The following is a 24466-nucleotide window of genomic DNA, read 5'->3' as shown; positions in this document are numbered from 1 at the left end:
GTATAAACTGAAATGGTGGGTATTAAATAATGATTATATTTTTAAAATATAATCGACTTCACATTACTTTCCTTTTTTGATTAATATAGCTTCCGCTTTTAGTGCTTTCATTAATGCAACAACCATGAGCAACATGATGAAGGAAAACGGTAAAGCTGCGATCGTTATGGTGTTTTGTAAAGCGGTTAACCCGTTCACTGATAGCAATATGACGGCAATTGTTGACTGAATCAGTCCCCAGATGAGCTTCACAGTGTTCGGCGGCGTCAATGATCCGTTCGTAGATTGGATACCCAACACGAATGTTGCAGAGTCTGCCGACGTAATGAAAAACGAAGCGATTAAGATAACAGCAGTAATCGAAAGGAATAATGATCCAGGCATTGCGTCAAACATCGCAAAAATCGTCAGTTCCGTACTAAACTTTGTTAAATCGGAAAGGCCACTCATTTGGATATCATTTGCGGTTGCGCCGAATGCGGCGAACCAAAATGTGACCAAAATAGTGGGTGCAATGAGTACGCCAACTAAAAATTCACGAATTGTCCGGCCTTTTGAAACACGGGCAATAAACATGCTGACAAACGGCGCCCATGAGATCCACCAAGCCCAATAGAAAATTGTCCAACCATCAAGCCATGCCCGATTATCGCTATCCAACGGGGCTGTACGAAAGCTCATCTCAATGAGGTGTGCAAGGTAGCCTCCAAACGAATCTGTAAACATATTTAAAATAAGTAAAGTCGGTCCCAGAATGACAACCAAGCCTAGAAGCACAAGGGCAACGACTAAGTTGGTGTTTGATAAATACTTAATCCCTTTGCTTAAGCCTGTCCATGATGATGCGATGAATAAAACTGTCACGACAGCAACGATGAAGAATTGTGAAGTAATGCCAATCTCAATTCCGAATAAGTGATTGAGGCCTGCGTTAATTTGAACAGCACCGAAGCCGAGTGAAGTGGCGACGCCAAATGCAGTCGCGAATACGGCTAGAACGTCAACAAGAATACCCCATGGACCTTCCATTTTTTTGCCGAAAATCGGCTTCAATGTTGCTGAAATTAAGCCCGGTTCGTCTTTTCTGAACTGAAAGAAAGCTAAAGATAAGGCAATAATGCCATACATCGCCCATACATGAAATCCCCAGTGAAAATAAGTTTGTCGCAAACTTTCTTTAAAAGCTGCCGCAGTATTTGGATCTTCTGTCGCTGGATTGATTGCAAAGTGCGATAACGGTTCTGCAGCGCCGTAAAATACAAGTCCGATTCCCATTCCTGCAGAAAATAGCATGGCAATCCATGTAACTGTTGAAAATTGCGGACGGTCCGTGTCTTTACCTAAACGAATTTTTCCATATGGACTTAAAAGAAGAAAAATTGCTAAGGCAACCATAAATGACATCAACATCATATAATACCAACCAAATGTTGACGCAACAAGGTTTTTAATGTTTGTTGTAATGGCCTCAAAACTTTCCGGTGCAATGGCACCATAGCCAACAGCTATGATAATCAGTGCGATTGTTATAAAAAATACATTTGATATTTTCTTCATTTTTCCCCCTACTAATATTTGGTTTTTTGCACATGATTTTCTACTATAACAGAATCGATTTTTTAGGCAAATCAAGTTTTAAGGGTAGTATTCCGAATTTCAAAGCTTTTATGCATGGTTTTATCGTCACTTGTATTGCTACAGAATTGAGTTTCGATAGAGGAGGAAGAGTACTAAATTAGCTTTTCATTTTTGTTGAAAATAAATCATAAATGAATAAAAAGACTTGGTATAGATCGAAGAACATTCAAGACTTTAAACCTATTAATCCTCGTCTTTTATATCTCGGTCAGGTGGAAGCGGCTCATTCAACCATTCAGTCAATTGCTGTTTTGCGATTTCAAGTTGATCAAAATACAGTTCGAACTGGTCTTGGTTAATCATAAACTGTTCTCCGTCATGAACCGCACGAATGCGTCCTTCCAGTACGTATTTAGTGACTTGTTCGACAGGCATACCAAGTTGCTCAGCAGCCTTTGGGATTGTAATATACATCGTTTCGCACGCCTCCTTAGTAAAATACCCACCATTTCAGACTGAAATGGTGGGTATTAAAGATTAAATAAGTTTTTTGAAATCTAATCGTTTATTCAATGCATACATAATTGGCACGCCAATCGCCATAATTATGAATTCACCAAGTGCAAGGATTAGATACACGGATAGAAACGGGATTCCATTGTAATCTGGTATATCTGCAAAAATTTTAAGTTGATAAGCGATGATAATCATTAAAATTGTGAAAACTGCGGTGTTAACCAACATTCTTTTAATAATGCCTTTAATGAATTTCGCTGAAATAATCGTAATGGAAAGAGCAAGTAAAGAATGAAACACGCCAAAAACGACATCAACTAAAATCGGTGAGAAAAGAAAGTTGGCAACGAGGACGCCAATTACAATCCCGAATATATACTTTTTATTAAAAACAACGAGATGATTAAATATCTCTGAAACTCGAAATTGAACGAGCATAAATCCGAAAGGGACGATCAAAAATGTAACAGCCACATACAAAGCGGCAATAACACCACTCGTAGCCATAGTTCTAACGTTCATTATTCATTTCTCCTTAGTTTTTTTCCGTGGGATGGTTACGAACCACGTATTCATATAGCATAACTTTATCCATTATACACATCCCGTGGAAAATGTGAAGCGGTTTTATTATGAAGCGCACCCGGTAATTGGAAGACTTGAGGATGTTCCTTAGTCTGCAAACAATGAAAAGGAGATAGTGTGTTCTTGATACATGGTGTGTTTATAGGTACAAAGAATGGTATTCTAATAGTAAAGCGATTGGAGGGGAAGCTTTGTCACAACGTCTTTCATATTGTCTAGTTTTGTTAGGGGCTGTGCTTTGGGGGACAACGGGAACAGCTCAAACGTTCATGCCGCAAACAATTCATCCACTAGCGGTAGGGGCCTCAAGACTCGCGGTGGGTGGTTTCACATTATTAGCTATTTTACTGATCATGCGAAAAATAGATTTTCGAAACTGGCCGTGGCGTCCCACGATATATGCTGCAATTTCGATGGCTGTCTTCCAGTATTTGTTTTTCTCTTCTGTAAGACTAACTGGAATTGCGATTGGGACGGTTGTGATCATTGGAAGCGCACCCGTTTTTTCAGGATTTATAGAATGGCTTGTATTGAAACGTCGCCCAAATGGCGTATGGATGATTGCGACGTTACTCGCAATTGTTGGATGCGCCTTGCTCTTTATAAAAAATGATGGAATCGCCGTCAATCCAATTGGCGTGACAATGTCGCTCGGCGCTGGACTATTATTTGCGTTTTATGCACTTGTCAATAAAGAAGTCCTTGAAAAAACGGAAGCTATTCCCGCCGTTGCAGTCATCTTTTCAATGAGTGCACTTATGTTACTGCCATTTCTTTTACGATTTGACACGGAGGGGCTGCTGACTGGAAGCGGAATTGCAGTGGTCATCTACCTTGGAATCGCAACGACGAGCGTTGCCTATATTCTATTTTCAACGGGGCTGAAACGCATACCTTCCTCATCTGCCGTAACGCTTTCACTTGCAGAACCGCTCACAGCGGCTTTGCTAAGTGTTTTTATTGTAGGAGAGCGCTTAATTTTAACCTCATGGATTGGAATTGTCATGCTGCTCGGCGGGATTTTGGTTTTAACAATGAGTAGACGAAAAACAAAAGAAAGCCATGTCGCGTGTGAATGACATGGCTTAGTTTATGGGTGCATCTATTATAGGTTCCGCATGAACGGGCTCGGCATTTCGAATTGCCCGTATTAAAACAATAAATATGATTTCCATAATAAATGTGAGTATCGCAACAACTGCAAGCCATGAATGACTTGGCATATTCATTGAAAAAGACAAGAAAGCTAATGAAAGTAGATTGAATGTCATATAAAAAGTAAAGACAGTGTTCGTCCGATTAATTAATGCTGTATGTTCGTAATCTTCCACTATCCTTTTCAAAATCAAGAAAACAGCGTAAGCAAGAATTAATTTTAAAAAAAGCAATCCAGCTGAATAGATGCCCCAGCCAAAAGAAATTACCCCGTCTAGATTAACAAAAGTAGTTGGAATGGACACGAAAATCATTCCGACAGCAAAAATTCCTGCTTTTTGTGCGATTGGATAATGTTCTCGAAGTCCAAAACAGCCCGATGCGATTAAACAATAACCAATAGGATCGGGAAGTATGTCAATCATCTCAATATTAAATTGTAGTAGTACAAAGAGGTATCCCCAAAAAATTAAATTCAAAGCACTTTTCATTTTGAAGCACCTCTTTCATGAATCAGCCTGTCAACATCTTCTTGATTTAAATTAGGTAACTGGCTATTAAATGTGCTATTGGATGTAAATGGTTTTCCGTTTTCAGTTGATCCAGTAAATAGGAAAGAAGATTGCAAGGAACCAAAAAAGTTCGGTGAAGTCTGCGTGTAAAGTGTAATATATTCGTCCTCTTGCAACTCAAGCGGGAACTTTAAATCCCGAATATCGATACCAGGAACGTCACGCCAATTTGTGTTCGCAAGAATATCATGCGTTTCTTCATGAAGGGTTGCAGTGTTTGTAGAGTCGAATTTCACAAAGAACTGGTCTTGTAAAACATCTGCAAAATCGAATGTTATGCTGTCAATGGTTAGCGCTTCATAGGCCCTGTACGTAAGTATATTCCAATTATCTCCACTAGATGAACCCCATTGGCCAAGAGCATCTCCAAATTCGTAGGGTTTACGAAGCACAATTTCGCCGATGGGGACAGTGATCTCCCGCCCATCGTAAAAGAACACTTTCATTTCGTGGGTGATCAGTTCATCTTCCTCTTTTAATAATTCCTCTAAATCGTATGAGGCTAATGCAATCTGAATTTCGCGCAATGAATAATGCGTAAATGTTTGTAAATCGGGCGTAACTTCATCTGTATAGAAGCCGAGGTCATAGAAATTGTCATCCTGAGCCGGATAACCGTTGATGCCTTCGAAAGTTACATGAGAGACATGGGAATCATCATTGATATTTGTTAAATAGTAAAGCGTGAGATAGTTTAAACCTTCCTCATCCACTGAATGTTCAATGTAATGATCCAGAAATATCGGCTCATTAAGTTGTTTGGAATATGCATAATAAGAATTCAAAATCCAACTAAGGCCTATTATAAACAATGCAGGCCAAAAGATACGACCTTTCAAATGGCTCCCCCCTCCAATGAATAAGAACAATCATTGAATTCAGTATACTATATAAAAAACATATTCACTATACATATTTTTCCTGCCAATCTGTAGATTGTTCATGAACAAAAAGATAAAATCACATCTTAAGAAAGTCTTCATAATTTGTATGCCTGAAAGTTAAGATTTACCGAGTAGAATTGGTATCATAGAAGAAAGCGAGGTGCGGATGATGGCTAAATTTACAATCCTTGTCGCGGATGACGACCAAGAGATTCGAGATGGCATTGAAATATATTTGAAAAATGAAGGGTATGAGGTGCTGAAGGCAGCAGATGGCAAAGAGGCGCTTGAACTTCTAGGTTCACAAACAGTACATCTACTTATTCTTGATATTATGATGCCGAATATGGATGGGATTACAGCAACATTCAAAATAAGGGAAGAGAAAAATATCCCGATTATAATGTTAAGTGCCAAGGCGGAAGACTCCGATAAAATACACGGTTTATCAGTAGGTGCCGATGATTACGTAACAAAACCTTTCCATCCAATGGAATTAATGGCCCGTGTCAAATCGCAATTACGTCGTTATGTTCAATTTGGCACATACGAAGGTTCTCAAAAGACGATTGTCATTGATGGACTTTCACTTGATGAAGAAGCAAAAGAAATCACGGTTGATGGGGTTGGTGTAAAACTAACGCCGATTGAATATAAAATAACTGAATTACTGATGAAAAATGCAGGACGTGTTTTTTCGATCAATGAAATTTACGAACGCGTTTGGAACGAACAGGCATACAATGCTGAAAATATCGTTGCGGTTCATATTCGGAAAATCCGTGAAAAGATTGAGGCAGATCCAAAAAATCCGCGATATGTGAAAGTGGTGTGGGGTATTGGCTACAAAATCGAGAAGTAAAAGCGCATTTATCTGGTCAATTATTGCCCTCATCATAGCAACCGTTAGCATCGGTTATTGTTTTACACATATTTTCGAACTGTATTACGGAGAAATATTCCGGTCCAACCGGATGATTGTCCAACTTACAAGAATGTTTAGCGGAGGCTTATCGTCATGAAGAATAATAAAATCCAGCTTTTTATCTGGGCACTACTCGCGGCCTTGCTATTAATAGCCATACCCTCGGCAGTGCAATTTTCGCCCGCTTATATTGGGAAAACCTATTTCGATACAGAAGACTTTCAAAGGGAAATGGATAGTTTTTATAATATGCTGGGGCCTGCGGTTTTAAACCCACTTGATGTTGAAGAAGCCAAAAAGAAAATTCCAGTTACAAGTGATGAAATAGAGGAACATCGCAATTATTATGGTACTCTTTCCGATCAACTGACCAATCTTCATGACCAGTACGAGGAACAAGTGAATGAAGCTAAGTCATCGGGGAATAAAAAACTTGAAGCCGCATTAATCAAAGAACGAGATATGAAAGTCGCTGATGTTGAGAAGAATTTCGAAAGTGATGAGCATGTTGAAGCCAAAATTCGAGCAGAAAAAGAAATTGTTTTAGAAAAATATATAAATGAACTTAAGGGTACTGAACTGTCACTTTTTCCGATAGCCTATCATCTAACGGACGCGGAAACTGGTGAAATATTTTCATCCGGTAGTGTAACTGTGAAATCAGTATACAAAAAGGTGTTTAATCAAGAGGAAGGATTATTCAAAGCGAATTCCATTCCACGTAATCACTACACCGAAGGGCCGCCCGCTATTTTAGATGGGCTCGATGAAATGACGAATGGCAATCCGTCCTTATTTAACAACCAAGTGAAGACATTCGAAGGGGAAGTTATTGTCCCAAATACTGCATTAGCTTCTGGTTATTTGAATAGCCAAGTGACAGAATTTAATAAAAGGAAATATGCATCCTATGCAATGTGGATAGTAGGATTACTAACAGCGGTCGTTTTATTTACCCTAGTTAAGTTTAGAAAAGAATGGGTAACAAACACAAGTTTCGATGCGCGCTACGATAACTTGAAAATAGACATGAAAGCTGGTTTGTTCTTCTTGTCTATCCTAATTACGACCGAAATTATTTATCGGAAAGCACAACCTAGCCATTACTTCCAAATCTATTCTGGAAATTTACTTGTACATGGTAGTTGGCTCGTCATTTTCGCAATCGCAATCGCGGCCATTGCGTTTCAGTTTGTCAATTGTGTTGATCGATGGAAGCATAAAGAGGTACTAGAAACAGATATAGCAAGCAGTTACGTTGTGAAGTTTTTTAGGTCCCTACAGGAAATCTTCCTGGAAAAAACCATTGGCATTCAAACGTTTATCTTGCTCATTGGATTTTTTCTAGCAGGCATTGGTTTCACTTTTATGTTTTTTGATCCAATATTTCTTGTCATTTACGCAATATGTGTCATGTTTTTTGGTTTACCAGTACTCTATATTTTCATGAGACGCTCAGCTTACTTAAACCGAATTATTATTGCGACAGAAAAAATGGCGCAAGGACGCCTACAAGATGAAATTAGGATTGAAGGAAAGTCACCTCTTTCCAATCACGCAAAAAATCTGAACAACCTGCGCGAAGGCGTAAAAGTATCGATGACAGAGCAAGCGAAAAGTGAACGGTTAAAAACCGAACTCATCACCAACGTGAGTCATGATTTACGCACACCGCTTACATCGATCATTACGTACACGGATTTATTGAAATCACCGCAATTAACAGAGGAAGAACGTCATAAATATGTAGATATCCTTGATAAAAAATCACAACGATTGAAAACATTAATCGAAGACTTGTTTGAAGTATCGAAAATGGCCAGCGGAAACTTAGAACTTCATAAACAACGAGTCGATTTGACGCAATTACTCCAACAGGCACTAGCGGAACATGCGGATGATATTTTAGCAACCGGCCTTGATTTCCGGGTGAACTTACCGGACACTGAAATTGTTGCAAATGTTGATGGCCAAAGATGGTGGCGTGTTCTAGATAATTTAATCGTCAATGCGATCAAATATTCGATGCCCGGTACTCGCGTTTACATTACGCTAAAATCAGCGGGAGACTTAGCAAAGTTCGAACTGAAAAACATCTCCAAGTATGAATTAAATGAGAACGGTGATGAACTATTCGAACGCTTTAAACGTGCAGATACATCGCGTCATACAGACGGCTCAGGTCTCGGTCTTGCAATCGCCCAATCCATTGTCGATATGCATGAAGGTGAAATGAAAATCGATGTAGATGGGGATTTATTTAAAGTAACTGTATTCGTTCCACTCATTTAATAGTAAAACTGTACAACATGCTAATCTAGCGTTGTTGTACAGTTTTTTTATGTAGTATTTCCAGAGATTAGTAGAATGTTTATCAAAAATATGTTTATTTTGAAGCATTAGTAGGAATAGAACAATATGGAAGAAACAAAATGATGGGAGGAAATTTAATGTCAGACTTTACAATGCAAGGATATTTAAGTTGGTTGCCTGATTTATTAATTGGCTTACTAATTTTACTTGTTGGATTCATTGTTGCGAAGGTTGTCCAAGGAGCGGTTTACAAGCTTCTGCGTAAATTTCGCATGAATGAACGTCTTGGAACCACAGAATCGAAATGGAATATCGAAAAGATTATTAGTAAAGTTGTATTTTGGGGTATCATGCTACTCGCATTGATTATGTTCTTTAATGTTATGAATATGAGCCTAATTGCAACACCGTTTGTTTCAATTTATTCAGGGTTTGCGGGTGCTATTCTGGGTATTTTAAAAGCAGCACTCATTTTATTTATTGCTTGGATTCTCGCACTTGTCGTGAAGAAATTCATCCTCATGGCGGGGAACAAGTTAAATCTTAATAAGTATTTTGTGAAAGCCGGTGTATCTGCTGAGGAAGCAAATAAGTCGAAATGGATTGATAATGCCTCCAATATTGCATTTTATCTAATACTGCTCTTATTCATGCCAGCTGTCTTGCATGCGTTGGGATTAAGCGGTGTGAGTGGTCCATTTGAAGGATTACTACAAGGATTTTTAAACTTTATACCAAAATTGGTCGGAGCAGCAATTATTTTTGCAGTAGGGTTTATCGTTGCAAAGATTATCCGCGTTGTTTTAACGAAATTCTTGGAATCAATTGGAACAGATCGCTTTGCAAATAAATTAAAGCTATCTTCATTTTTAAAAGGAACAAGCCTTTCACAATTAGTTGGAACGATTGTGTTCATACTCATCATGATTCCGGTTACGATTTCCTCACTTGAAGCACTTGACTTACGAGGGATTTCAGAACCAGCCATTGGCATGTTACATGATGTTGTTGGTATGATACCGAAAATCATAATTGCAGTCGTACTTGTGTTGGTTGGCGTATTGCTTGCGAAATGGATTAAAGGTGTTGTTGTATCACTGCTTGAAAATTTAGGTGTCAATTCATTGTTCGGCAAAATGGGCGTTCGTTCTGTAAAACCTTCTATGCCGTCGCTAGCAGAGATTATAGGAACAATTGTACAAATTGTCGTCATTTTGTTGTTCGTTGTTGAAGCATTGCAAGTTGTAAATTTACACTTCATGGTGACATTAGCTACCGGCATATTTGCATACTTGCCGCTGGTTTTAGCAGCAGTCGTGATTCTAGCTGTTGGCTTCTGGTTAGCGAATCTTGCTGAACGTTTTGTTGGTAGTGTGATGACAAAACCATCCGGTGCACCGCATGTTCTACGATATGTTGCGAAATATGCAATTCTAGCATTTGCCTTCTTCATGGCACTAAGTCAGCTTGGAATTGCACCAGCGATTATCAATGCGGCGTTTATTCTCATACTCGGAGGCGTTGCACTCGCATTTGGTCTTGCATTTGGTCTAGGCGGCCGAGAGCATGCTTCACGATACTTATCAGAAATGGAAACTAGCTTATCGGGTGCTGAAGTTTCAAAAGAAAAATGGGAACAAGAAAAAGCCGAAGCTAAAAACGAGATTAAAGATGTTGTAAATAAAGCGGAAGTTGACCCGAAAAACTCAACTCCAAGACAAGACGCTTCATATAATGAACCGAAACCGGGCGAGAGATACCCGTTTGAAGGCGAAGGAAACAATGACGATCCACTAATACCATAAACGTAATGAAAGTACGGGACTGCTAATTTATTAGCAGTCCCATCTTTTAATAGAAATAAAATATATAAACCCCAACTAATAGAACGCCGATATCCGCAAACATATGAATGATCCATGAGGGTAAGATGGTTCCGCTCCGCTCATTCACCCATTGGAATATGAAACCGCCAACCCATAAACCGATTACAGCAAGTAGGAGAATTGGTAAGCTGAACCAAGGTAAAAAGATTGCGATATGATAGACTGCGAAAAGTAGGGAAGGGATTAACAACCTGTAAAACTTATGCTTAAAGAAGCTCGGCAACAATCCGCGAAAGAAAAACTCTTCTAAAAGTGAATTCCCGATTAGAATGTAAAGTGCAACAAAAGGAAATACAGAGGCAGTCACACCTGCTCGTTCATTTAAGTCTAAAAGTAGCGAATCAATATCAATAGAAGGCATGAGTAAAATAAAGGCTGCGATAATTACGAACATGATAACAAGACCGGAAAAAAATGCGATCCGTAAGCTTGTCCGGCCTGTCTTTTTTAATTCCAGAAAAGTTAGTTTTGTTTTCCTGAATACGATTAGTGGAATAACAAGAAAAAGAATAATTTTTGCCATCGTTTTCCAAACATACGAAACTTCTATTCCTTGTTCAATCCAAAGTAAAAATAGAGTACTAGCCAAAGCGAATATAAGTCCCTTTATCATTTCACACCTCCACTGTCTTTGTTAATACTATATGTCGGGAAATGGGCTGTGTAAAGAGTAAATTTCTAAATAGTCTTTATACTCGAAATCGGGTATAATAATAGTAAGGCTAAGTAATAATCTTAGTAGAAGGAGACGATAAACAATGAAAACACATAAAAATTATCCAAACAAAGCTGATTTTGAACCTAAAGTTGGTAAACATGGGGAGAAAGACGCTGACCTACCTCTTTCGGATCCAGCCGAATCGAATGAAACGGAAGTTTTCCGAGAAAATGAATTTAAAGAAACAGAACAAGACGAACATAAACAATCCGCTTACGGTGACCATAAAAAAAGAACATAGAACCAGAAATGAGTGTGTTGGTAATCGAAATCCTAAATCAGTTGAATTTCGCGCGTTTGTATACGTTAGGTCGTCTGGAACAATCAGTTGATGCTGAGTGGGATACGCAACCGACTGGATTTAGTAATACAATACGGTGGAACGCCGGACATATCTGTGTGACGTTAGAGTATTTTGTACATCTAGTAGATGCAGAATATGAGATTGTAAATGCCGACTGGATTCCGCTTTTTGTAAGAGGGTCTTCGCCTGCAATATGGGAAGGGGATATTCCTTCAAACGAAGAAGTCATTGCTGCATTGACAGCACAAACCCCACGTCTAACGAAAGTACTTGCGGGGACACTCGAAGAACCATTAGAAAATCCGATAAATTTTGGTCAACATACGATCAAGACAATCGATTCGTTAATCTTATTTACGATTTGGCATGAAGGTCTGCACACAGGAATAATCGATGGATTAAATCGTGCCACAGTCATATAAAACGACTAAAAGTCAGCGCCCATAATTGAGGGGAGCTGACTTTTATTTTACTAAATCATGTTGAAACGCATAGATTACCGCTTGCGTTCGATCTTGCACTTCTAATTTGGATAATAAATTACTCACATGCGTTTTTACTGTTTTAACAGCGATGAATAACTCATCTGCGATTTCTTGGTTTGTTTTTCCTTTTGAAATATGAAGCAATACTTCAAGTTCCCGTTCCGTTAACTGCTCATGTGGCGACGATTGATGGCCAACGCGCATTCGCTTCATCATTTTTGTTGTGACTTCCGGCTCCAACACAGTCTGGCCTTTAAGTGTTTCACGAATGGCTTCTGCAATCCGTTTTGCATTCGATGTTTTTAAAATGTAGCTAATTGCACCTGCTTCCAGTGCGGGATACACTTTATCATCGTCCAAAAAGCTAGTAACAATCATAATTTTCGCTTCTGGCCATTGATCAATAATCACTTTGGTCGCCTCGGCCCCGTTCATGCCAGGCATGACCATATCCATTAATATAATGTCTGGTCGTAATTCAAGCGCTTTTTCGACCGCCTCAACTCCATTAACAGCCTCCCCGACAACTTCCATATCAGGTTGAATTTTCAAGTATGCGGAAACACCGATACGAACCATTTCATGATCATCGACCAATAAAATCTTAATCAATCGATTCATCTCCTTTCAAAATGGGTAATTTCACTTCAATAATTGTACCTTGCGAAGGAACAGAGACAATTTTACAAGTTGCCCCAACTTCAACTGCTCGTTCTTTTACATTTTGCAAGCCGTAAGAACCTGCTTTTTCGTCAACTTCTTTAAAGCCGATGCCGTTATCTTGCACGCGTAAAATCGCTAGATCATCACGTTCTACTAAAAGAATTTCAACTTCAGTTGCTTGCGCATGGCGCAATGTATTGGACAATGTCTCTTGGGCAATTCGGAATAGGTGATCCTCGGCCCCTTTAGAAAGATGTACTTCTTCCAAACGGTAACGAATATCAAATAATACTTTCTCTTTCAATTCGACTAACAGCTCTTCAAGTCCTTCTGCAAGGGACTTGTTTTTAAGCGCGGCTGGACGGAGATGGAGGAGTAAGGCCCTCATTTCCAATTGAGCTTGTTGGACCATTCGTTCGACTTGGTGAAGGGGTACTTTTGCGTCATCGTCTTCTTCGCCCTCTGTAATTGCGGACAATAGCATAGAAGCGGCGAATAACTGTTGAGAAACAGAATCATGTAATTCCCGCGCAAGTCTTTGACGTTCCTGTACGATACGTTCTTGAATAAGTTGGTCTTGAGTTTCAGCTCTTTCGTCGGTAATTCGCTTCAAGCTCTTTCGTTGCGAATGAATTAAATCCGAAACTGTTTCAATTGTCCGGTCCATACGAGGTGTGAATTTATCTTTCGGATAGGTATCGCCGTCGGTCGCAAGTAAGTTAGTGAGTCTTTCTTCAATGACTTTTTCTTTTGAGCGTTCCAAATTATGCGTCCAGATAGCAATGGCCCATCCTAGGAGGAGGGCGGTATTCAGTATCCACCATCCGATCGGGACAGAGGAAACTGTTAACTCATAAAATGCGCGCCAACTTTCTTCTAATGGCAAGCCAATTAGGAAATAGAGGTAGAGTGCAGCAATCGTGGTAAATAGGAATGTCAGGAAAAAACCGCGCGCAATCACTTTTCTCATTTACGTGTCACCTCTACATCCCCAGCCCAAGTAGATAGCGTGATAATGAGTTCCGGGCCATTATTCGTCGACTCCGAATAACCGTCTTTCATATGAAGAAATTCATTGATTAGCCTCTTTTTATGAACGCCAAAAAGTTTTGCTTCGCCGAAAAGAGTGGTGTAATGGACGCGAACCGGAATCTCATAGGGTAATTCGATTTTAATTTTCCCGATTCCTTGTCTGACTGAGATGAGGGAAGTTCCTTTCGGAAGAACCGTCTCCGTGACATCGATTGTAATATCACCAAAGAAACCTTGAATGTGAATGTCTTCCCACTCGTAAGATGAAAATGGCGATGACTGGACTGAAAATAAATTATTCTTCCAGATGCCGTTCGGCGTTTCTTTTTTATATTCATGGAGTGGCCGCATAATTGTTTCTGCGGGAACACCTTTCCATAATTTATAGAGAATATTAATGACAAAGAGTAAAGCTAAAAGACGTAAACTCCATAAAGTGAATAAGGCAAGAATAATAAAAATAAACCCTGTAATGACAAGAAACTTCGATTGTTTTCGAATTCCAAAATAAAGGAGAAATGAACCGATAATCACAAAAGCGATACTACCCGTGCGTAGAAAAACCGTTTCAAAAAGAACGAGGAGTAAAAATGCAAAGCCCCAAAACGTAATCTTGCTAGTATTAAATTGCTCATTCATTTTATCTCCTCCTCTTCTGTGTGGATCTTGGTGGTGTAACGGTCTAGAAAATGATAAGTAAAGTATAGATGAAACTATAGCGATATCGTGTACCTAAATGCTTCGTTGTTCAAGTGCTTGCCGTTTCTATATCAAAGGTGAAAGTTCTAAATAACGTCCCCTGTTTATTGAAATTAGTTGATTGGAGTGGAAGGCGGCGACTCCAGCGGGATAAGCGGAGCAGGTGAGACCCCGCAGGAGCTTTGCGACGAGGAGGCTCACCGTCCGCCCCGTGGAAAGCGTCCGCCTGGAACGGAAATCAACGGTAACGAATAGCCACTTCTTCATACTTTATAGTTTACACAAGTTCGACATTTTTTTCAGTAGTTGTTTCGAGTGATTCGAGTCGGCGTTCCATTGATGACGTTTCGTAATCACGGTCAATTTTGCCCCCAAGGCTTTCGATGTACTGATTCATCTCCGCGACTGACGATATCTTTTCATCCGCTGTCTCTGGAGAAATTACTTTGTCCATTTGGTGATGAGCACGTGTAACATTTTCTTTGCCCATTAATTGTAACTGACGTACTTTCATATCTTTAACTTTATGTTTCATTTCTTCAAATTTACGTTCTAAAGTTGTTAATTCGTCAGCCACATGAATAATGGTTTGAGTTAGATCATTCGCGCGCTTTTCGTAAGTACTCACTTCTTGTTCCGCGAATGCGACTAAATCTTCTTCGCCGACAGATTGTGCGAGTTTAAGTTGGTTTCTACGCTTGTCTACCATTGTTTCAGCTTCAGTAAGTTCTTTTTGAAGTTCAGTTTTTAGTTTAAATTGACGTTCAAGCAATTTTCCGACTGAATTGGTTTGTTTTTCTGCTTCACGAATGTACTGGTTAAGCATAGCAATTGGATTTTTACTTTCTTTCTTATCAAAGGCATTATGTAAATCTGCCTGTACTGTGTATTTCAATCGATTCCAAAGTGAATTCATAATAAATACCTCCTCATTATTTTGTGATTTCTTCCCATTGTCTTTCGAAATTAACGAACGGGTCGCTTACTGGTCCGTGTTCGATAATGTTGTTATCCACTGGTGCGCTATTCCATTTGCGCCATGCATATAACACACCGATAATCGCGATGATTCCGATAAAAGCTGGTACATTAGAAATTGCTGTGATCAAGCCGATTAGAAGAACTCCTCCCCAGAATAACTTTGCGATTGTTGAGTCGCTTTTTCTGAAGTAATGGAATCCTGCATAAGCGATGAGCGCTGACAAAGCTAATGCCAGTAATGATCCTAAATTTGCGATCGCGACAATTCCTGCGATGATGCCAAGTAGTACAAGTCCGAATTTTTTCATTTTCCTCGCCTCCTTTATTTGTATCTTAATCTTATAATGGAATCGTGTTTATCCCTACAGGCGCAAAGCGGATTTCCATCTAAGACCTAAGGCTGAATTATTTCAGCTTTACTTTATACCCCTATGGATATTGACCTCGCATTCGTGTAAACTATAATTGGACAAAGAATCTATTAATTTAGACAATTGTAAGGGTTGGTTGGTAGAAAAAGGGGGGACTGGCGCATATATATAGGGAGAATTGCATATAATCATTCGGTATCGATGTTGGACAGGCGTTAAGTACTTAATAATCTAATACCTAATAAAGGGAGATGGATCATTATGATGCAAACACCGCTATTATTATCGTCATTTGTTAAACGGGCAGAACAATTTTTTCCGGACAAGTTAATTATTTCTCGTACAGGCGAAGATAAGATCCACCGTATTCCGTATCGTGAATTTGCAAAACGAACGCGAAAGCTTGCCGATGCACTGACAAAGCTTGGCATGAAGCAGGGTACAAAAGTCGGTTCATTTGGTTGGAACCATCATCGGCATTTGGAAGCTTATTTCGGAGTGCCTGGTACCGGTGCGATCCTCCATATGATTAACATCAGGCTGTCGCCAGAACATATCGCATATGTCATCAATCATGCAGAGGATGAAATCCTGCTTGTCGACGATAATTTATTTCCACATCTCCAACAGCTTGCGCCTATGTTAAAAACGGTAAAACATTATGTCATCATGGGTGACAGTAAAGTTATACCCGAAACAACGCTTGAAAATGTTCATTCCTATGAAGCCCTACTTGAAGCGGCTTCCGATACGTTTGAGTTCCCGGATGATCTTGATGAAAACACGCCAGCAGGAATGTGTTACACATCTGCAACGACGGGAAATCCAAAAGGCGTCGTGTATACGCATCGCGGACTTGTGTTGCACAGCTATGCGCTAGGTTTAACGGATGCGATGGGTATGTCTGAGCGTGACGTTACATTGGCGATTGTTCCGATGTTCCATGCAAATGCATGGGGAATGCCATTCGCTGCCGTGTTTTTTGGAGCAACGCAAGTTCTGCCGGGACCTGGATTTAATCCTGCTTTAATTCTCGATCTTATTGAAAGAGAAAAAGTAACGGTAACTGCGGGGGTACCAACAATTTGGTTGGCGGTCTTAAACGAACTTGAAAAGAATCCGCGAGATATCTCATCGCTCCGTGTGATTATAAGCGGTGGGTCAGCATCCCCAAAAGGGCTGATTCGTGCATTTGAAGAAAAGCATAAAGTTCCATTCGTTGTCGGCTATGGACTCACAGAAACCTCGCCACTTGTAAGTTTATCGGTATTTACATCTAAAATGGAAAACTATTCAATGGATGAGAAAATCAATATTCGAGCACTCCAAGGGTTAACCATGCCAGGACTAGAAGTTCGCATTGTCAATGAAAACGGAGAAGTGCCGTGGGATGGAAAAACGATGGGTGAATTAACCATCAAAGGTCCTTGGATTGCAAGCGAATATTATAAAGACGAACGAACGGCGAATGCATTTAAAGACGGTTGGCTTTATACGGGGGATATTGCAGTCATGACAGAAGACGGCTATCTAAAACTGATGGACAGAACCGCAGATTTAATAAAAAGCGGCGGAGAGTGGATTTCATCCGTAGATCTTGAAAATGCATTAATGACTCATGACACTGTTTTTGAAGCAGCGGTAATCGCAGTTCCGCATGAAAAATGGTTGGAGCGTCCGCTGGCTTGCGTAGTGTTGCATGAGGGTCATGTGCCTGATGAAGCTATGAAGCAAAAATTATTGTCTTATATGGAAGGGCAATTTGCAAAATGGTGGGTTCCGGACGATATTGTGTTTTTAACTGAAATTCCGAAAACCTCTGTAGGAAAATTTCTTAAGAGAGCGCTTCGGGAAAAACTAGCCGAACAGCTAGAGGAAGTATAAGACTAAGCCGCCCTTTCAAAAAGGGCGGCTTAGTTTTTGTGGATGAAATAGCATGGCTGTTTTTACTACCATCTTATGCACAATATTAATAAAGAGAAAAGCATAATATGGGTAAAAAAAAGCATAGTTACGTATTATAAAGGTAATTTTCAGAATCTATTCACATATTCAACAAGTTACCCACGTCCAATGTGGATAACTATGCAGGAAAATGGATATCCACATGTTGAAAGAATTGTCGGGGCAATCGAACCGAAAGATAGCTATCATGAAAACTTCTTGTCTTGCATAAATTACTAATAAATTATGGAACTAACCTCATTCATTAACGTCCCATTCATATGGAAATTCAATTTGCGCGGCAGTACTAATTTTAGTAGACTTGGTATCGGTGGGGATAACGCATGGAAAATTGGATTACCGATTTTATGAGCGAGTTTGGCTATATTGGTGTATTATTGTTAATTATGCTTGAAAATATTTTTCCACCAATTCCATCAGAAGTGATCTTAACGTTTGGTGGTTTTATGACGACAATGTCGGATATGACACAAATCGGCGTCATCCTTGCCGCGACGATTGGATCAGTTATTGGGGCAATGATTTTGTATAGCATTGGTCTGCTCATTGATATTAGTCGTTTAGAAAAACTTGTTGATCGTTGGGGACATCTTTTACGGTTGAACAGGAAAGATATTCATAAGGCAGATGCGTGGTTTGATAAATATGGCCCATGGACTGTGTTTTTTTGCCGTTTAGTGCCACTTATCCGAAGCTTGATTTCAGTTCCAGCAGGCATGTCCAATATGAACTTTCCATTATTCATATTATTGACGACGCTAGGTAGTTTACTATGGAACGGGATTCTTGTTTCACTCGGTGTCGCGGTTGGGGACAATTGGGAATCGATTGTTTATTATATGGATATTTATTCGAACATTGCGTATGTATTAATCGGAATGAGCGGAATAGCGGCGATCATATGGTATATGCGCTTCCGCAGAAAGAGGGCTTAGGTATAATATGGACTTTTTTGAATTATTAAAGGCATTAATCTTAGGATTTGTAGAAGGTATGACAGAATTTGCACCGGTTTCTTCAACGGGGCACTTGATCATTGTCGATGATATGTGGTTGAAATCTCAAGAATTTCTTGGGAAGTATCCTGCGAATACATTTAAAATTGTGATTCAGTTGGGATCGATACTGGCAGTCGTCGTTGTGTTTTGGAAAAGATTATTCAGTTTGGTCGGACTTTATAAAATTGACGGTAAGAAAATGAATAATCGTTTCAATTTAATGCATGTCATTATTGGGATGTTACCGGCAGTTGTTATTGGGTTTGCGCTTAAAGACTATATCGATGATAATTTATTTGGCGTTAAAACGGTCATTTATGCACTTGTTGCAGGTGCAATATTGATGATTGCAGCTGACAAACTCGGACCTAAAAAGCCGTGGGTAAACTCATTAGATGAAATTAATTATCGACAAGCATTTGTTGTGGGTCTCGTTCAATGTCTATCATTATGGCCAGGGTTTTCCCGTTCAGGTGCGACAATTTCCGGTGGTGTTTTGTTCGGTATGAATCACAGGACAGCAGCGGATTTCACATTCATCATGGCTGTTCCAATTATGATAGGGGCAAGTCTTGTTTCGGTCTTAAAGAATTGGGAACATATGTCGATGGATTATTTATCTTTTTATGTTGTTGGTTTCGTGAGTGCATTTGTGTTCGCACTCATTTCGATTCGTTTCTTCTTGAAGTTAATTTCGAAAGTGAAACTCATGCCATTCGCGATTTATAGACTTATTCTAGCAGCGATTCTGGCGATTATCGTATTTACATGAAAAAATGACCCGTGCATATTTATAAGCACGGGTCATTTTGTATTAATTAGCGAACTTTGCTAAGTTCTTCATGAATCAATTTCATATTGTATTCCAAGTATTTTACATACGTATCGATATCGTCGCCTGGGTTACCAATTTCATCAGAATAGATTGGTTTATCGGCGATCGGAATACCACTTTCCTTAGAAACGGTTTCCATCGGTCGTGTATCGACATTCGATTCTACGAACAGGATGGGTACATTATGTTCATGGAGATATTTCACAAGATCTTTGATTTGTTTCGGAGACCCATTTTCTTCCGTATCAACTTCCCAAATGAATGCTTCTTTTAAACCGTAGTGGTCATTCATGTATTGAAATGCTCGTTCACTAGTGACGAGGACGCGGTTTTCTTCTGGGATACTATTGATACGTTCTTCAAACTCTTTATCAAGATCTTTTAGGCGTTGGACATATGCATCACCTTGTTCTTTTATTTTATCGCTATCTGTGGGATGCTTTGCTATCAACGCATCGCGTAAATCTTCAGCCATCTTGACACCAACACCCGGGTCGATGAATGAATGCGGGTTAACTTCTTCCTCGCCATCACCACTGGACAAATATTGCGGTTCTACCCGATCATTTAAACTATAAATATTTTCCTCTTTTTGATTGACCGCATGCATCATTTTCATGAACCAGCCATGTTCTCCGCCCTCAAGATTTAATCCGTTGTAGAAAAGGATATCCGCGTCGGTAGCTGCTTTGATATCATTTGGTAACGGCTCATATTCATGAGGGTCCGTTCCACTTGGGACAAGGTTATATACTTCGACATAGTCTCCGCCGATTTGTCTTGCCATATCGGCGATGATTGTGAAGGATGTAACGACCTTCATCTTTCCATTCGCCTCTGTCTCTGTATTACCGCCGTCATCGTTTCCGCATGCTGCTAATGTAAATACAGCAAGGAAAGAGAGCGTAAGCAATTTCATTAAAGTTTTCATGTGACTGATCCTACCCCTTTTATTTTTTGTTAAATTCCATTCTTGACTGTTGCTTCTTTTCGTTTTCCTAGCAATCGAATCTTTTTAGACACAATACCTTGTTTCGGCGCGAATAAAAAAGCGACTAAAAATATCGAAGTTGTGGCAAGTGCGATTACTGGCCCCGATGGTAAATTGTACAAGAAACTAAAGTAGAGACCGATGACAGAAGATAAAGCTCCGAAAAATGCGGCCAATACGACCATGACCGATAATCTATTCGTTAGAAGATAGGCAGTAGAGGCAGGTGTGATCAACATTGACACGACCAAGATAACACCTACTGTCTGTAACGAAGCCACCGTGACTAACGTAAGCAAAAACATAATCGTATAGTGGATCAAGCGCGTTTTCAAACCGTACGCAGCAGCCATAGTCTCATCAAAACTAGAGACGAGCAATTCTTTAAAGAATAAAACGACAACCATAATAACAAATGCACCTATAATCAGGGTCAACCACATATCTGAAGACCGAACCGATAACACGTTTCCAAATAAAATTTGGGTCAAGTCGGTCGCGCTACCCGCGCGCGTAATCAATATAATCCCCAGTGCAAAAAATGCCGAGAATACCAATCCAATGGCCGCATCGTTTTTAATGCGGCTATTTTGCGAGATGGCACCAATACCGAATGCTGTTAAAACACCGGTCGCAACAGCGCCGTAGAAAAAGTTGATGCCAAGCATATAAGAAATAGCTACACCGGGCAGGACCGCATGCGAAATGGCATCTCCCATTAGGGCCATGCCGCGTAAGACGATGAAGCAACCGATGACGCCGCATATGATGCCCACCATGATTGACGTGGCAAAAGCTTTTTGCAAAAAGCCGTAGGTCATTAAATCATGTATAAAATCCATTACATTGAAACCTCCAAACCATCTAGCATGAGTTCGCGTTGGTATGCCTTTGCCATATTGTCCCGTTGAAATACTTTGTTCACAGGACCCGCATCTATAAGTTCCTTATTTATCAAGACAAGTTCATCAAAATAGCTTCTTACTTTCGATAAATCATGATGCACGACGAAGACAATCTTTCCGGAATTCCTCAATTGTCGTAAAATATCGATGATGACTTCTTCGCTTGAAACGTCAATCCCCACAAACGGCTCGTCGAGGAAGAAGTAATCTGCCTTCTGCGCTAGCGCCCTTGCCAGGAAGACTCTCTGTTGTTGGCCACCCGATAACTCGCCGATTTGACGCTTTGCGAATTCTTCCATGCCCACCTGTTTTAAGCATTCCATCGCCCACTCTTTATCTGCTTTTTTCGGTCGTCGAAGCAAACCGACTTTCGGATATGTCCCAAGCAACACTGTATCTCTAACGATAATTGGAAAACTCCAATCGATATTCGAACGTTGAGGAACATAAGCAATTTTCTTGCGCATTTTATCTATTGAGTGCGTTCCAAGTCGGACATCCCCGTGATCTCGGGGAATTAATCCAAGCATCGCTTGAAGTAGTGATGACTTGCCAGCGCCGTTTGGACCAAGCACGCCAATCAAACTTCCGGGTTCAAACGAAAAGGAAACGTCTTTTACTACCTCGTTGTCGTCATATGAAACACTTATATTTTTCACTGTTATCGGATCGACCATTCAATGTACCTCCTAGTTGTTTTGTATATAAAAATAAAAAAGTTTCCCCTGGGCAACTTTTTGGGCGAAGTCGTGCTTTCCAAAAAGAAAGGGTTGGGGATGCTAATGATAAGTTTCCCGAACGCAACTTCTATAATATAGAGTATATAATAAAAGTTTCCCTCGTGCAACACTTTTCTTTATATCTATAATATTGCTGAAATCCGTCTAGCGTTAGGCAATTGGTTAGTAAGGGGTTGACCATTTTTAGATCGCAACCATTTGACGGGGTATAACCGGAGAATTAGTATTAAATCATATATACTTAAGTCAAGCGAATAAACACCAAAACACCATAAAATTCATTCGAAAAGGGAGGAGAATGATGTGAAGGAACGCATTCTCATCATTGAAGATGAAGAAAGTATAGCCCGTGTGCTGCAATTAGAACTTGAATTTGAAGGCTATGAAATAGATGTTGCCTATACTGGTCCAGATGGACTAATAAAATACCGCGAACAGCACTGGAATTTAATTTTACTCGATTTAATGCTTCCAGGTCTGAACGGACTCGATGTACTGAAAAGAATTCGAGCAACGGAAGCGAATACTCCGGTTATTTTATTGACGGCCAAAGATGATGTGGAAGATAAAGTGGCTGGGCTTGATCTCGGCGCGAATGATTATGTGACGAAACCATTTGAAATTGAAGAACTGCTAGCTAGAATTCGTACGGCGCTTCGATTTTCACCAACGAGTCAGTCTGAATCCGTAGAAGATGAATATTTACATGAATTCGCCGGTCTTTCAATACATGAACAAACCCGCGAAGTAAAAAGGAACGACCGCCTGATTGAATTAACACCGCGTGAGTATGATCTTCTACTCCATTTACTCCGGCACCCTAACCAAGTGTTATCGCGTGAACAGTTGTTAAATGCTGTTTGGGGATATGACTATTTTGGCGATACGAATGTCGTTGATGTATATATTCGTTACGTCCGGAAGAAAATTGAAATCGAAGGGGAGAGTACCTTAATTCAAACAGTACGTGGCGTCGGATATGTATTGAAGGAGCAACCGAAATGAAGTTGAAAACAAAGATACATCTATTTTCTACACTTCTCATGCTCGTCATCCTATCTCTTACTAACATAGGGATTTATTTCGTATTTGAAAAAATGGCTTATGACACGGAATATAACCAACTCCAACTTCGATCAAACGAAATTACAAAATCTTTCAGTAAGGTCAATGAGAAAATTGATATAGGGACAGTCGTCGGCGCCTATATGCCACCTAATGGCGCAATCCGAGTTTATGATGCTACGGGTAAAGAGATTAGAAAATTTGATACTGTTGGTACAATAAAAAAGTACAAACCTCAATTTGAAAAAAATGCCAACTTTTCAATTGAAAAATTTGAAGGAATTCCGGTGCTAACAATTCGAACACCTGTCATTTGGACAAATGGTGAAGTTGTTGAACTCCAAATGATTCAACAACTAATCGATGTGAAGGAAAGTTTGCGGACGCTTACCTTAATCCTTGTAGGCGTAACGGCCATCGCCATGATTCCAATCATCATTTCGAGTATTGCACTCGGTAGAATACTTACGCATCCTATTGTAAAGCTTATTGAAACGATGTCGCAAAGTAGAAAAACAGGAACATATGAAAAGATAAGCATCCCTTCAAATGGTAAAGATGAAATGGGACAAATGGCGAAAACATTTAATGATTTGATGGAAAAACTAGAAACAAATTATAACCAGCAAGAACAATTCGTATCCAACGCTTCCCACGAATTACGAACGCCGTTAACCGTCATTGAAAGTTATGCGCGCTTGCTGACGAGACGTGGATTTGATAATCGGGACGTTGCGGAGGAAGCAGTTGGTGCTATTTTAGGCGAATCAGTTCGGATGAAAGAAATGATTGAACAACTCTTACAATTGGCAAGAAATCATGAACAAATGAAGTATGATTTTGCTGAGACGGACATTTATGAACAGATTGAAAAGACCTTGCAGCCGATGCGTCAAGCGTATTCGCGAGACTTTTTATTGGAAGGGGTACGTCCTGCAATCGCCAATACGGACGGGAAAAAACTGCGTCAACTTTTGTTTATCTTACTCGATAATGCAAGGAAATACAGTGATGACTTGATTAAAACAACTATCGAAGAAAGTGTCGAGGGTTTTATAATTTCCGTTATCGATTATGGAAATGGAATTCCTGAAGATGCATTACCGAATATATTTAATCGTTTTTACCGTGTTGAAGAGGACCGCAGTCGGAAAACAGGCGGCACCGGACTTGGACTTGCGATTGCGAAAGAACTTGCAAATGGACTTGGTGCAAGGTTAAAGGTCGAAAGTATTTACGGCATGGGCACGACGATAAGAATTTTTATCCCAAAAGAGCGAATTCTCACCGAGTTTTAATA

25 protein-coding genes and 1 riboswitch are annotated in these 24466 nt (G+C 39.8%); of the genes, 11 read left to right on the top strand and 14 right to left on the bottom strand.

The features are described from left to right. Positions 1 to 63: 63 nt before the first annotated feature. The 3 genes from J4G36_RS12310 to J4G36_RS12300 all read right to left on the bottom strand — a co-directional run bounded on the left by J4G36_RS12310 (position 64) and on the right by J4G36_RS12300 (position 2616). Positions 64 to 1557: a BCCT family transporter gene (locus J4G36_RS12310; RefSeq protein ID WP_210470659.1), complete on the bottom strand. Its 1494-nt coding sequence runs from the start codon at positions 1555 to 1557 to the stop codon at positions 64 to 66. A gap of 264 nt (positions 1558 to 1821) precedes the next feature. Next, positions 1822 to 2052 carry a MerR family transcriptional regulator gene (locus tag J4G36_RS12305; RefSeq protein WP_210470658.1) on the bottom strand — a complete coding sequence of 77 codons (231 nt, stop codon included), beginning with the start codon at positions 2050 to 2052 and terminating at the stop codon, positions 1822 to 1824. Between the two features lie 63 nt (positions 2053 to 2115). Beyond that, complete coding sequence (locus J4G36_RS12300) at positions 2116 to 2616, bottom strand: QueT transporter family protein (protein ID WP_210470657.1); 501 nt, start codon at positions 2614 to 2616, stop codon at positions 2116 to 2118. 7 nt (positions 2617 to 2623) lie between these two features. Then, a riboswitch (PreQ1 riboswitch) is annotated at positions 2624 to 2668 on the bottom strand. A 202-nt stretch (positions 2669 to 2870) separates the two neighbouring features. On the opposite strand from J4G36_RS12300, the gene J4G36_RS12295 reads away from it, so the two are divergent. Next, positions 2871 to 3758 carry an EamA family transporter gene (locus J4G36_RS12295; RefSeq protein WP_210470656.1) on the top strand — a complete coding sequence of 296 codons (888 nt, stop codon included), beginning with the start codon at positions 2871 to 2873 and terminating at the stop codon, positions 3756 to 3758. A 6-nt stretch (positions 3759 to 3764) separates the two neighbouring features. On the opposite strand, the gene J4G36_RS12290 is transcribed toward J4G36_RS12295, so the two are convergent. Beyond that, positions 3765 to 4313, bottom strand: a complete 549-nt coding sequence (locus J4G36_RS12290) for a hypothetical protein (RefSeq protein WP_210470655.1) — start codon at positions 4311 to 4313, stop codon at positions 3765 to 3767. Between the two features lie 8 nt (positions 4314 to 4321). Further along, a complete protein-coding gene (locus J4G36_RS12285; RefSeq protein ID WP_210470654.1) occupies positions 4322 to 5245 on the bottom strand; it encodes a hypothetical protein in 924 nt (307 codons plus the stop codon). 214 nt (positions 5246 to 5459) lie between these two features. On the opposite strand from J4G36_RS12285, the gene J4G36_RS12280 reads away from it, so the two are divergent. The 3 genes from J4G36_RS12280 to J4G36_RS12270 all read left to right on the top strand — a co-directional run bounded on the left by J4G36_RS12280 (position 5460) and on the right by J4G36_RS12270 (position 10333). Beyond that, on the top strand, positions 5460 to 6152 hold the full coding sequence (locus J4G36_RS12280; protein ID WP_210470653.1) for a response regulator transcription factor: 693 nt from the start codon (positions 5460 to 5462) through the stop codon (positions 6150 to 6152). Between the two features lie 156 nt (positions 6153 to 6308). Then, positions 6309 to 8507: a sensor histidine kinase gene (locus J4G36_RS12275; protein WP_210470652.1), complete on the top strand. Its 2199-nt coding sequence runs from the start codon at positions 6309 to 6311 to the stop codon at positions 8505 to 8507. Positions 8508 to 8665: 158 nt separating this feature from the next. After that, positions 8666 to 10333, top strand: coding sequence for a mechanosensitive ion channel (locus tag J4G36_RS12270; RefSeq protein WP_210470651.1), 1668 nt, complete (start codon positions 8666 to 8668; stop codon positions 10331 to 10333). A 46-nt stretch (positions 10334 to 10379) separates the two neighbouring features. On the opposite strand, the gene J4G36_RS12265 is transcribed toward J4G36_RS12270, so the two are convergent. Further along, positions 10380 to 11027: a CPBP family intramembrane glutamic endopeptidase gene (locus J4G36_RS12265; RefSeq protein WP_210470650.1), complete on the bottom strand. Its 648-nt coding sequence runs from the start codon at positions 11025 to 11027 to the stop codon at positions 10380 to 10382. A 145-nt stretch (positions 11028 to 11172) separates the two neighbouring features. On the opposite strand from J4G36_RS12265, the gene J4G36_RS12260 reads away from it, so the two are divergent. Beyond that, positions 11173 to 11373, top strand: a complete 201-nt coding sequence (locus tag J4G36_RS12260) for a hypothetical protein (protein WP_210470649.1) — start codon at positions 11173 to 11175, stop codon at positions 11371 to 11373. 41 nt (positions 11374 to 11414) lie between these two features. Beyond that, positions 11415 to 11858: a DinB family protein gene (locus J4G36_RS12255; protein WP_210470648.1), complete on the top strand. Its 444-nt coding sequence runs from the start codon at positions 11415 to 11417 to the stop codon at positions 11856 to 11858. A gap of 42 nt (positions 11859 to 11900) precedes the next feature. On the opposite strand, the gene J4G36_RS12250 is transcribed toward J4G36_RS12255, so the two are convergent. From J4G36_RS12250 to J4G36_RS12230, 5 genes are all read right to left on the bottom strand, one after another. Next, entirely contained in the window at positions 11901 to 12533 is a 633-nt protein-coding gene (locus J4G36_RS12250; RefSeq protein ID WP_210470647.1) for a response regulator, read from the bottom strand. Beyond that, complete coding sequence (locus J4G36_RS12245; protein ID WP_210470646.1) at positions 12526 to 13554, bottom strand: sensor histidine kinase; 1029 nt, start codon at positions 13552 to 13554, stop codon at positions 12526 to 12528. Before J4G36_RS12245 ends, J4G36_RS12250 begins: the two co-directional genes overlap by 8 nt. After that, positions 13551 to 14255, bottom strand: a complete 705-nt coding sequence (gene liaF, locus J4G36_RS12240) for a cell wall-active antibiotics response protein LiaF (protein WP_210470645.1) — start codon at positions 14253 to 14255, stop codon at positions 13551 to 13553. The genes J4G36_RS12245 and liaF overlap by 4 nt, the downstream gene beginning before the upstream one ends. A gap of 337 nt (positions 14256 to 14592) precedes the next feature. Continuing rightward, positions 14593 to 15231 (bottom strand): PspA/IM30 family protein, encoded by a 639-nt coding sequence (locus tag J4G36_RS12235; protein WP_210470644.1) that lies wholly within the window; start codon positions 15229 to 15231, stop codon positions 14593 to 14595. 16 nt (positions 15232 to 15247) lie between these two features. Next, the gene (locus J4G36_RS12230; protein WP_210470643.1) at positions 15248 to 15604 is read right to left on the bottom strand and encodes a lmo0954 family membrane protein; all 357 of its coding nucleotides are present in this window, start codon (positions 15602 to 15604) and stop codon (positions 15248 to 15250) included. Between the two features lie 324 nt (positions 15605 to 15928). On the opposite strand from J4G36_RS12230, the gene J4G36_RS12225 reads away from it, so the two are divergent. The 3 genes from J4G36_RS12225 (at position 15929) to J4G36_RS12215 (ending at position 19402) form a co-directional block, all read left to right on the top strand. After that, complete coding sequence (locus J4G36_RS12225) at positions 15929 to 17551, top strand: long-chain fatty acid--CoA ligase (RefSeq protein WP_210470642.1); 1623 nt, start codon at positions 15929 to 15931, stop codon at positions 17549 to 17551. A gap of 404 nt (positions 17552 to 17955) precedes the next feature. Continuing rightward, positions 17956 to 18567, top strand: coding sequence for a DedA family protein (locus tag J4G36_RS12220; RefSeq protein ID WP_210470641.1), 612 nt, complete (start codon positions 17956 to 17958; stop codon positions 18565 to 18567). Between the two features lie 7 nt (positions 18568 to 18574). After that, on the top strand, positions 18575 to 19402 hold the full coding sequence (locus J4G36_RS12215) for an undecaprenyl-diphosphate phosphatase (protein ID WP_210470640.1): 828 nt from the start codon (positions 18575 to 18577) through the stop codon (positions 19400 to 19402). A gap of 46 nt (positions 19403 to 19448) precedes the next feature. Here J4G36_RS12215 and J4G36_RS12210 read toward each other — a convergent pair whose 3' ends face one another. From J4G36_RS12210 to J4G36_RS12200, 3 genes are read right to left on the bottom strand one after another with little or no spacing between them, the layout of a single operon-like run. Then, entirely contained in the window at positions 19449 to 20384 is a 936-nt protein-coding gene (locus J4G36_RS12210; protein WP_210470639.1) for a metal ABC transporter solute-binding protein, Zn/Mn family, read from the bottom strand. 41 nt (positions 20385 to 20425) lie between these two features. After that, a complete protein-coding gene (locus J4G36_RS12205; RefSeq protein WP_210470638.1) occupies positions 20426 to 21298 on the bottom strand; it encodes a metal ABC transporter permease in 873 nt (290 codons plus the stop codon). After that, positions 21298 to 22038, bottom strand: coding sequence for a metal ABC transporter ATP-binding protein (locus tag J4G36_RS12200; RefSeq protein WP_210470637.1), 741 nt, complete (start codon positions 22036 to 22038; stop codon positions 21298 to 21300). The genes J4G36_RS12205 and J4G36_RS12200 overlap by 1 nt, the downstream gene beginning before the upstream one ends. A gap of 366 nt (positions 22039 to 22404) precedes the next feature. Between J4G36_RS12200 and J4G36_RS12195 the strand changes: the two genes are divergently transcribed. Together J4G36_RS12195 and J4G36_RS12190 are read left to right on the top strand one after the other, a co-directional pair. Beyond that, positions 22405 to 23106, top strand: a complete 702-nt coding sequence (locus J4G36_RS12195) for a response regulator transcription factor (RefSeq protein ID WP_210470636.1) — start codon at positions 22405 to 22407, stop codon at positions 23104 to 23106. Beyond that, on the top strand, positions 23103 to 24464 hold the full coding sequence (locus tag J4G36_RS12190; RefSeq protein ID WP_210470635.1) for a HAMP domain-containing sensor histidine kinase: 1362 nt from the start codon (positions 23103 to 23105) through the stop codon (positions 24462 to 24464). The genes J4G36_RS12195 and J4G36_RS12190 overlap by 4 nt, the downstream gene beginning before the upstream one ends. Positions 24465 to 24466: the final 2 nt, after the last annotated feature.

It is taken from the genome of Sporosarcina sp. 6E9, from assembly GCF_017921835.1.
In the GTDB taxonomy this organism is placed as follows: Bacteria; Bacillota; Bacilli; order Bacillales_A; family Planococcaceae; genus Sporosarcina.
The sequence above is the reverse complement of the archived record's forward strand: the minus strand, read 5'-3'. Positions and strand labels throughout refer to the sequence as shown.

Excerpts from the sequence above, each read along its gene's own strand:
- J4G36_RS12300 (WP_210470657.1), bottom strand. The coding sequence starts at position 2,616 with ATGAACGTTAGAACTATGGCTACGAGTGGTGTTATTGCCGCTTTGTAT.
- liaF (WP_210470645.1), bottom strand. The coding sequence starts at position 14,255 with ATGAATGAGCAATTTAATACTAGCAAGATTACGTTTTGGGGCTTTGCA.
- J4G36_RS12265 (WP_210470650.1), bottom strand. The coding sequence starts at position 11,027 with ATGATAAAGGGACTTATATTCGCTTTGGCTAGTACTCTATTTTTACTT.
- J4G36_RS12280 (WP_210470653.1), top strand. The coding sequence starts at position 5,460 with ATGGCTAAATTTACAATCCTTGTCGCGGATGACGACCAAGAGATTCGA.
- J4G36_RS12220 (WP_210470641.1), top strand. The coding sequence starts at position 17,956 with ATGGAAAATTGGATTACCGATTTTATGAGCGAGTTTGGCTATATTGGT.
- J4G36_RS12230 (WP_210470643.1), bottom strand. The coding sequence starts at position 15,604 with ATGAAAAAATTCGGACTTGTACTACTTGGCATCATCGCAGGAATTGTC.
- J4G36_RS12205 (WP_210470638.1), bottom strand. The coding sequence starts at position 21,298 with ATGGATTTTATACATGATTTAATGACCTACGGCTTTTTGCAAAAAGCT.
- J4G36_RS12305 (WP_210470658.1), bottom strand. The coding sequence starts at position 2,052 with ATGTATATTACAATCCCAAAGGCTGCTGAGCAACTTGGTATGCCTGTC.
- J4G36_RS12260 (WP_210470649.1), top strand. The coding sequence starts at position 11,173 with ATGAAAACACATAAAAATTATCCAAACAAAGCTGATTTTGAACCTAAA.
- J4G36_RS12210 (WP_210470639.1), bottom strand. The coding sequence starts at position 20,384 with ATGAAATTGCTTACGCTCTCTTTCCTTGCTGTATTTACATTAGCAGCA.
- J4G36_RS12190 (WP_210470635.1), top strand. The coding sequence starts at position 23,103 with ATGAAGTTGAAAACAAAGATACATCTATTTTCTACACTTCTCATGCTC.
- J4G36_RS12270 (WP_210470651.1), top strand. The coding sequence starts at position 8,666 with ATGTCAGACTTTACAATGCAAGGATATTTAAGTTGGTTGCCTGATTTA.
- J4G36_RS12310 (WP_210470659.1), bottom strand. The coding sequence starts at position 1,557 with ATGAAGAAAATATCAAATGTATTTTTTATAACAATCGCACTGATTATC.
- J4G36_RS12200 (WP_210470637.1), bottom strand. The coding sequence starts at position 22,038 with ATGGTCGATCCGATAACAGTGAAAAATATAAGTGTTTCATATGACGAC.
- J4G36_RS12275 (WP_210470652.1), top strand. The coding sequence starts at position 6,309 with ATGAAGAATAATAAAATCCAGCTTTTTATCTGGGCACTACTCGCGGCC.
- J4G36_RS12215 (WP_210470640.1), top strand. The coding sequence starts at position 18,575 with ATGGACTTTTTTGAATTATTAAAGGCATTAATCTTAGGATTTGTAGAA.
- J4G36_RS12235 (WP_210470644.1), bottom strand. The coding sequence starts at position 15,231 with ATGAATTCACTTTGGAATCGATTGAAATACACAGTACAGGCAGATTTA.
- J4G36_RS12245 (WP_210470646.1), bottom strand. The coding sequence starts at position 13,554 with ATGAGAAAAGTGATTGCGCGCGGTTTTTTCCTGACATTCCTATTTACC.
- J4G36_RS12225 (WP_210470642.1), top strand. The coding sequence starts at position 15,929 with ATGATGCAAACACCGCTATTATTATCGTCATTTGTTAAACGGGCAGAA.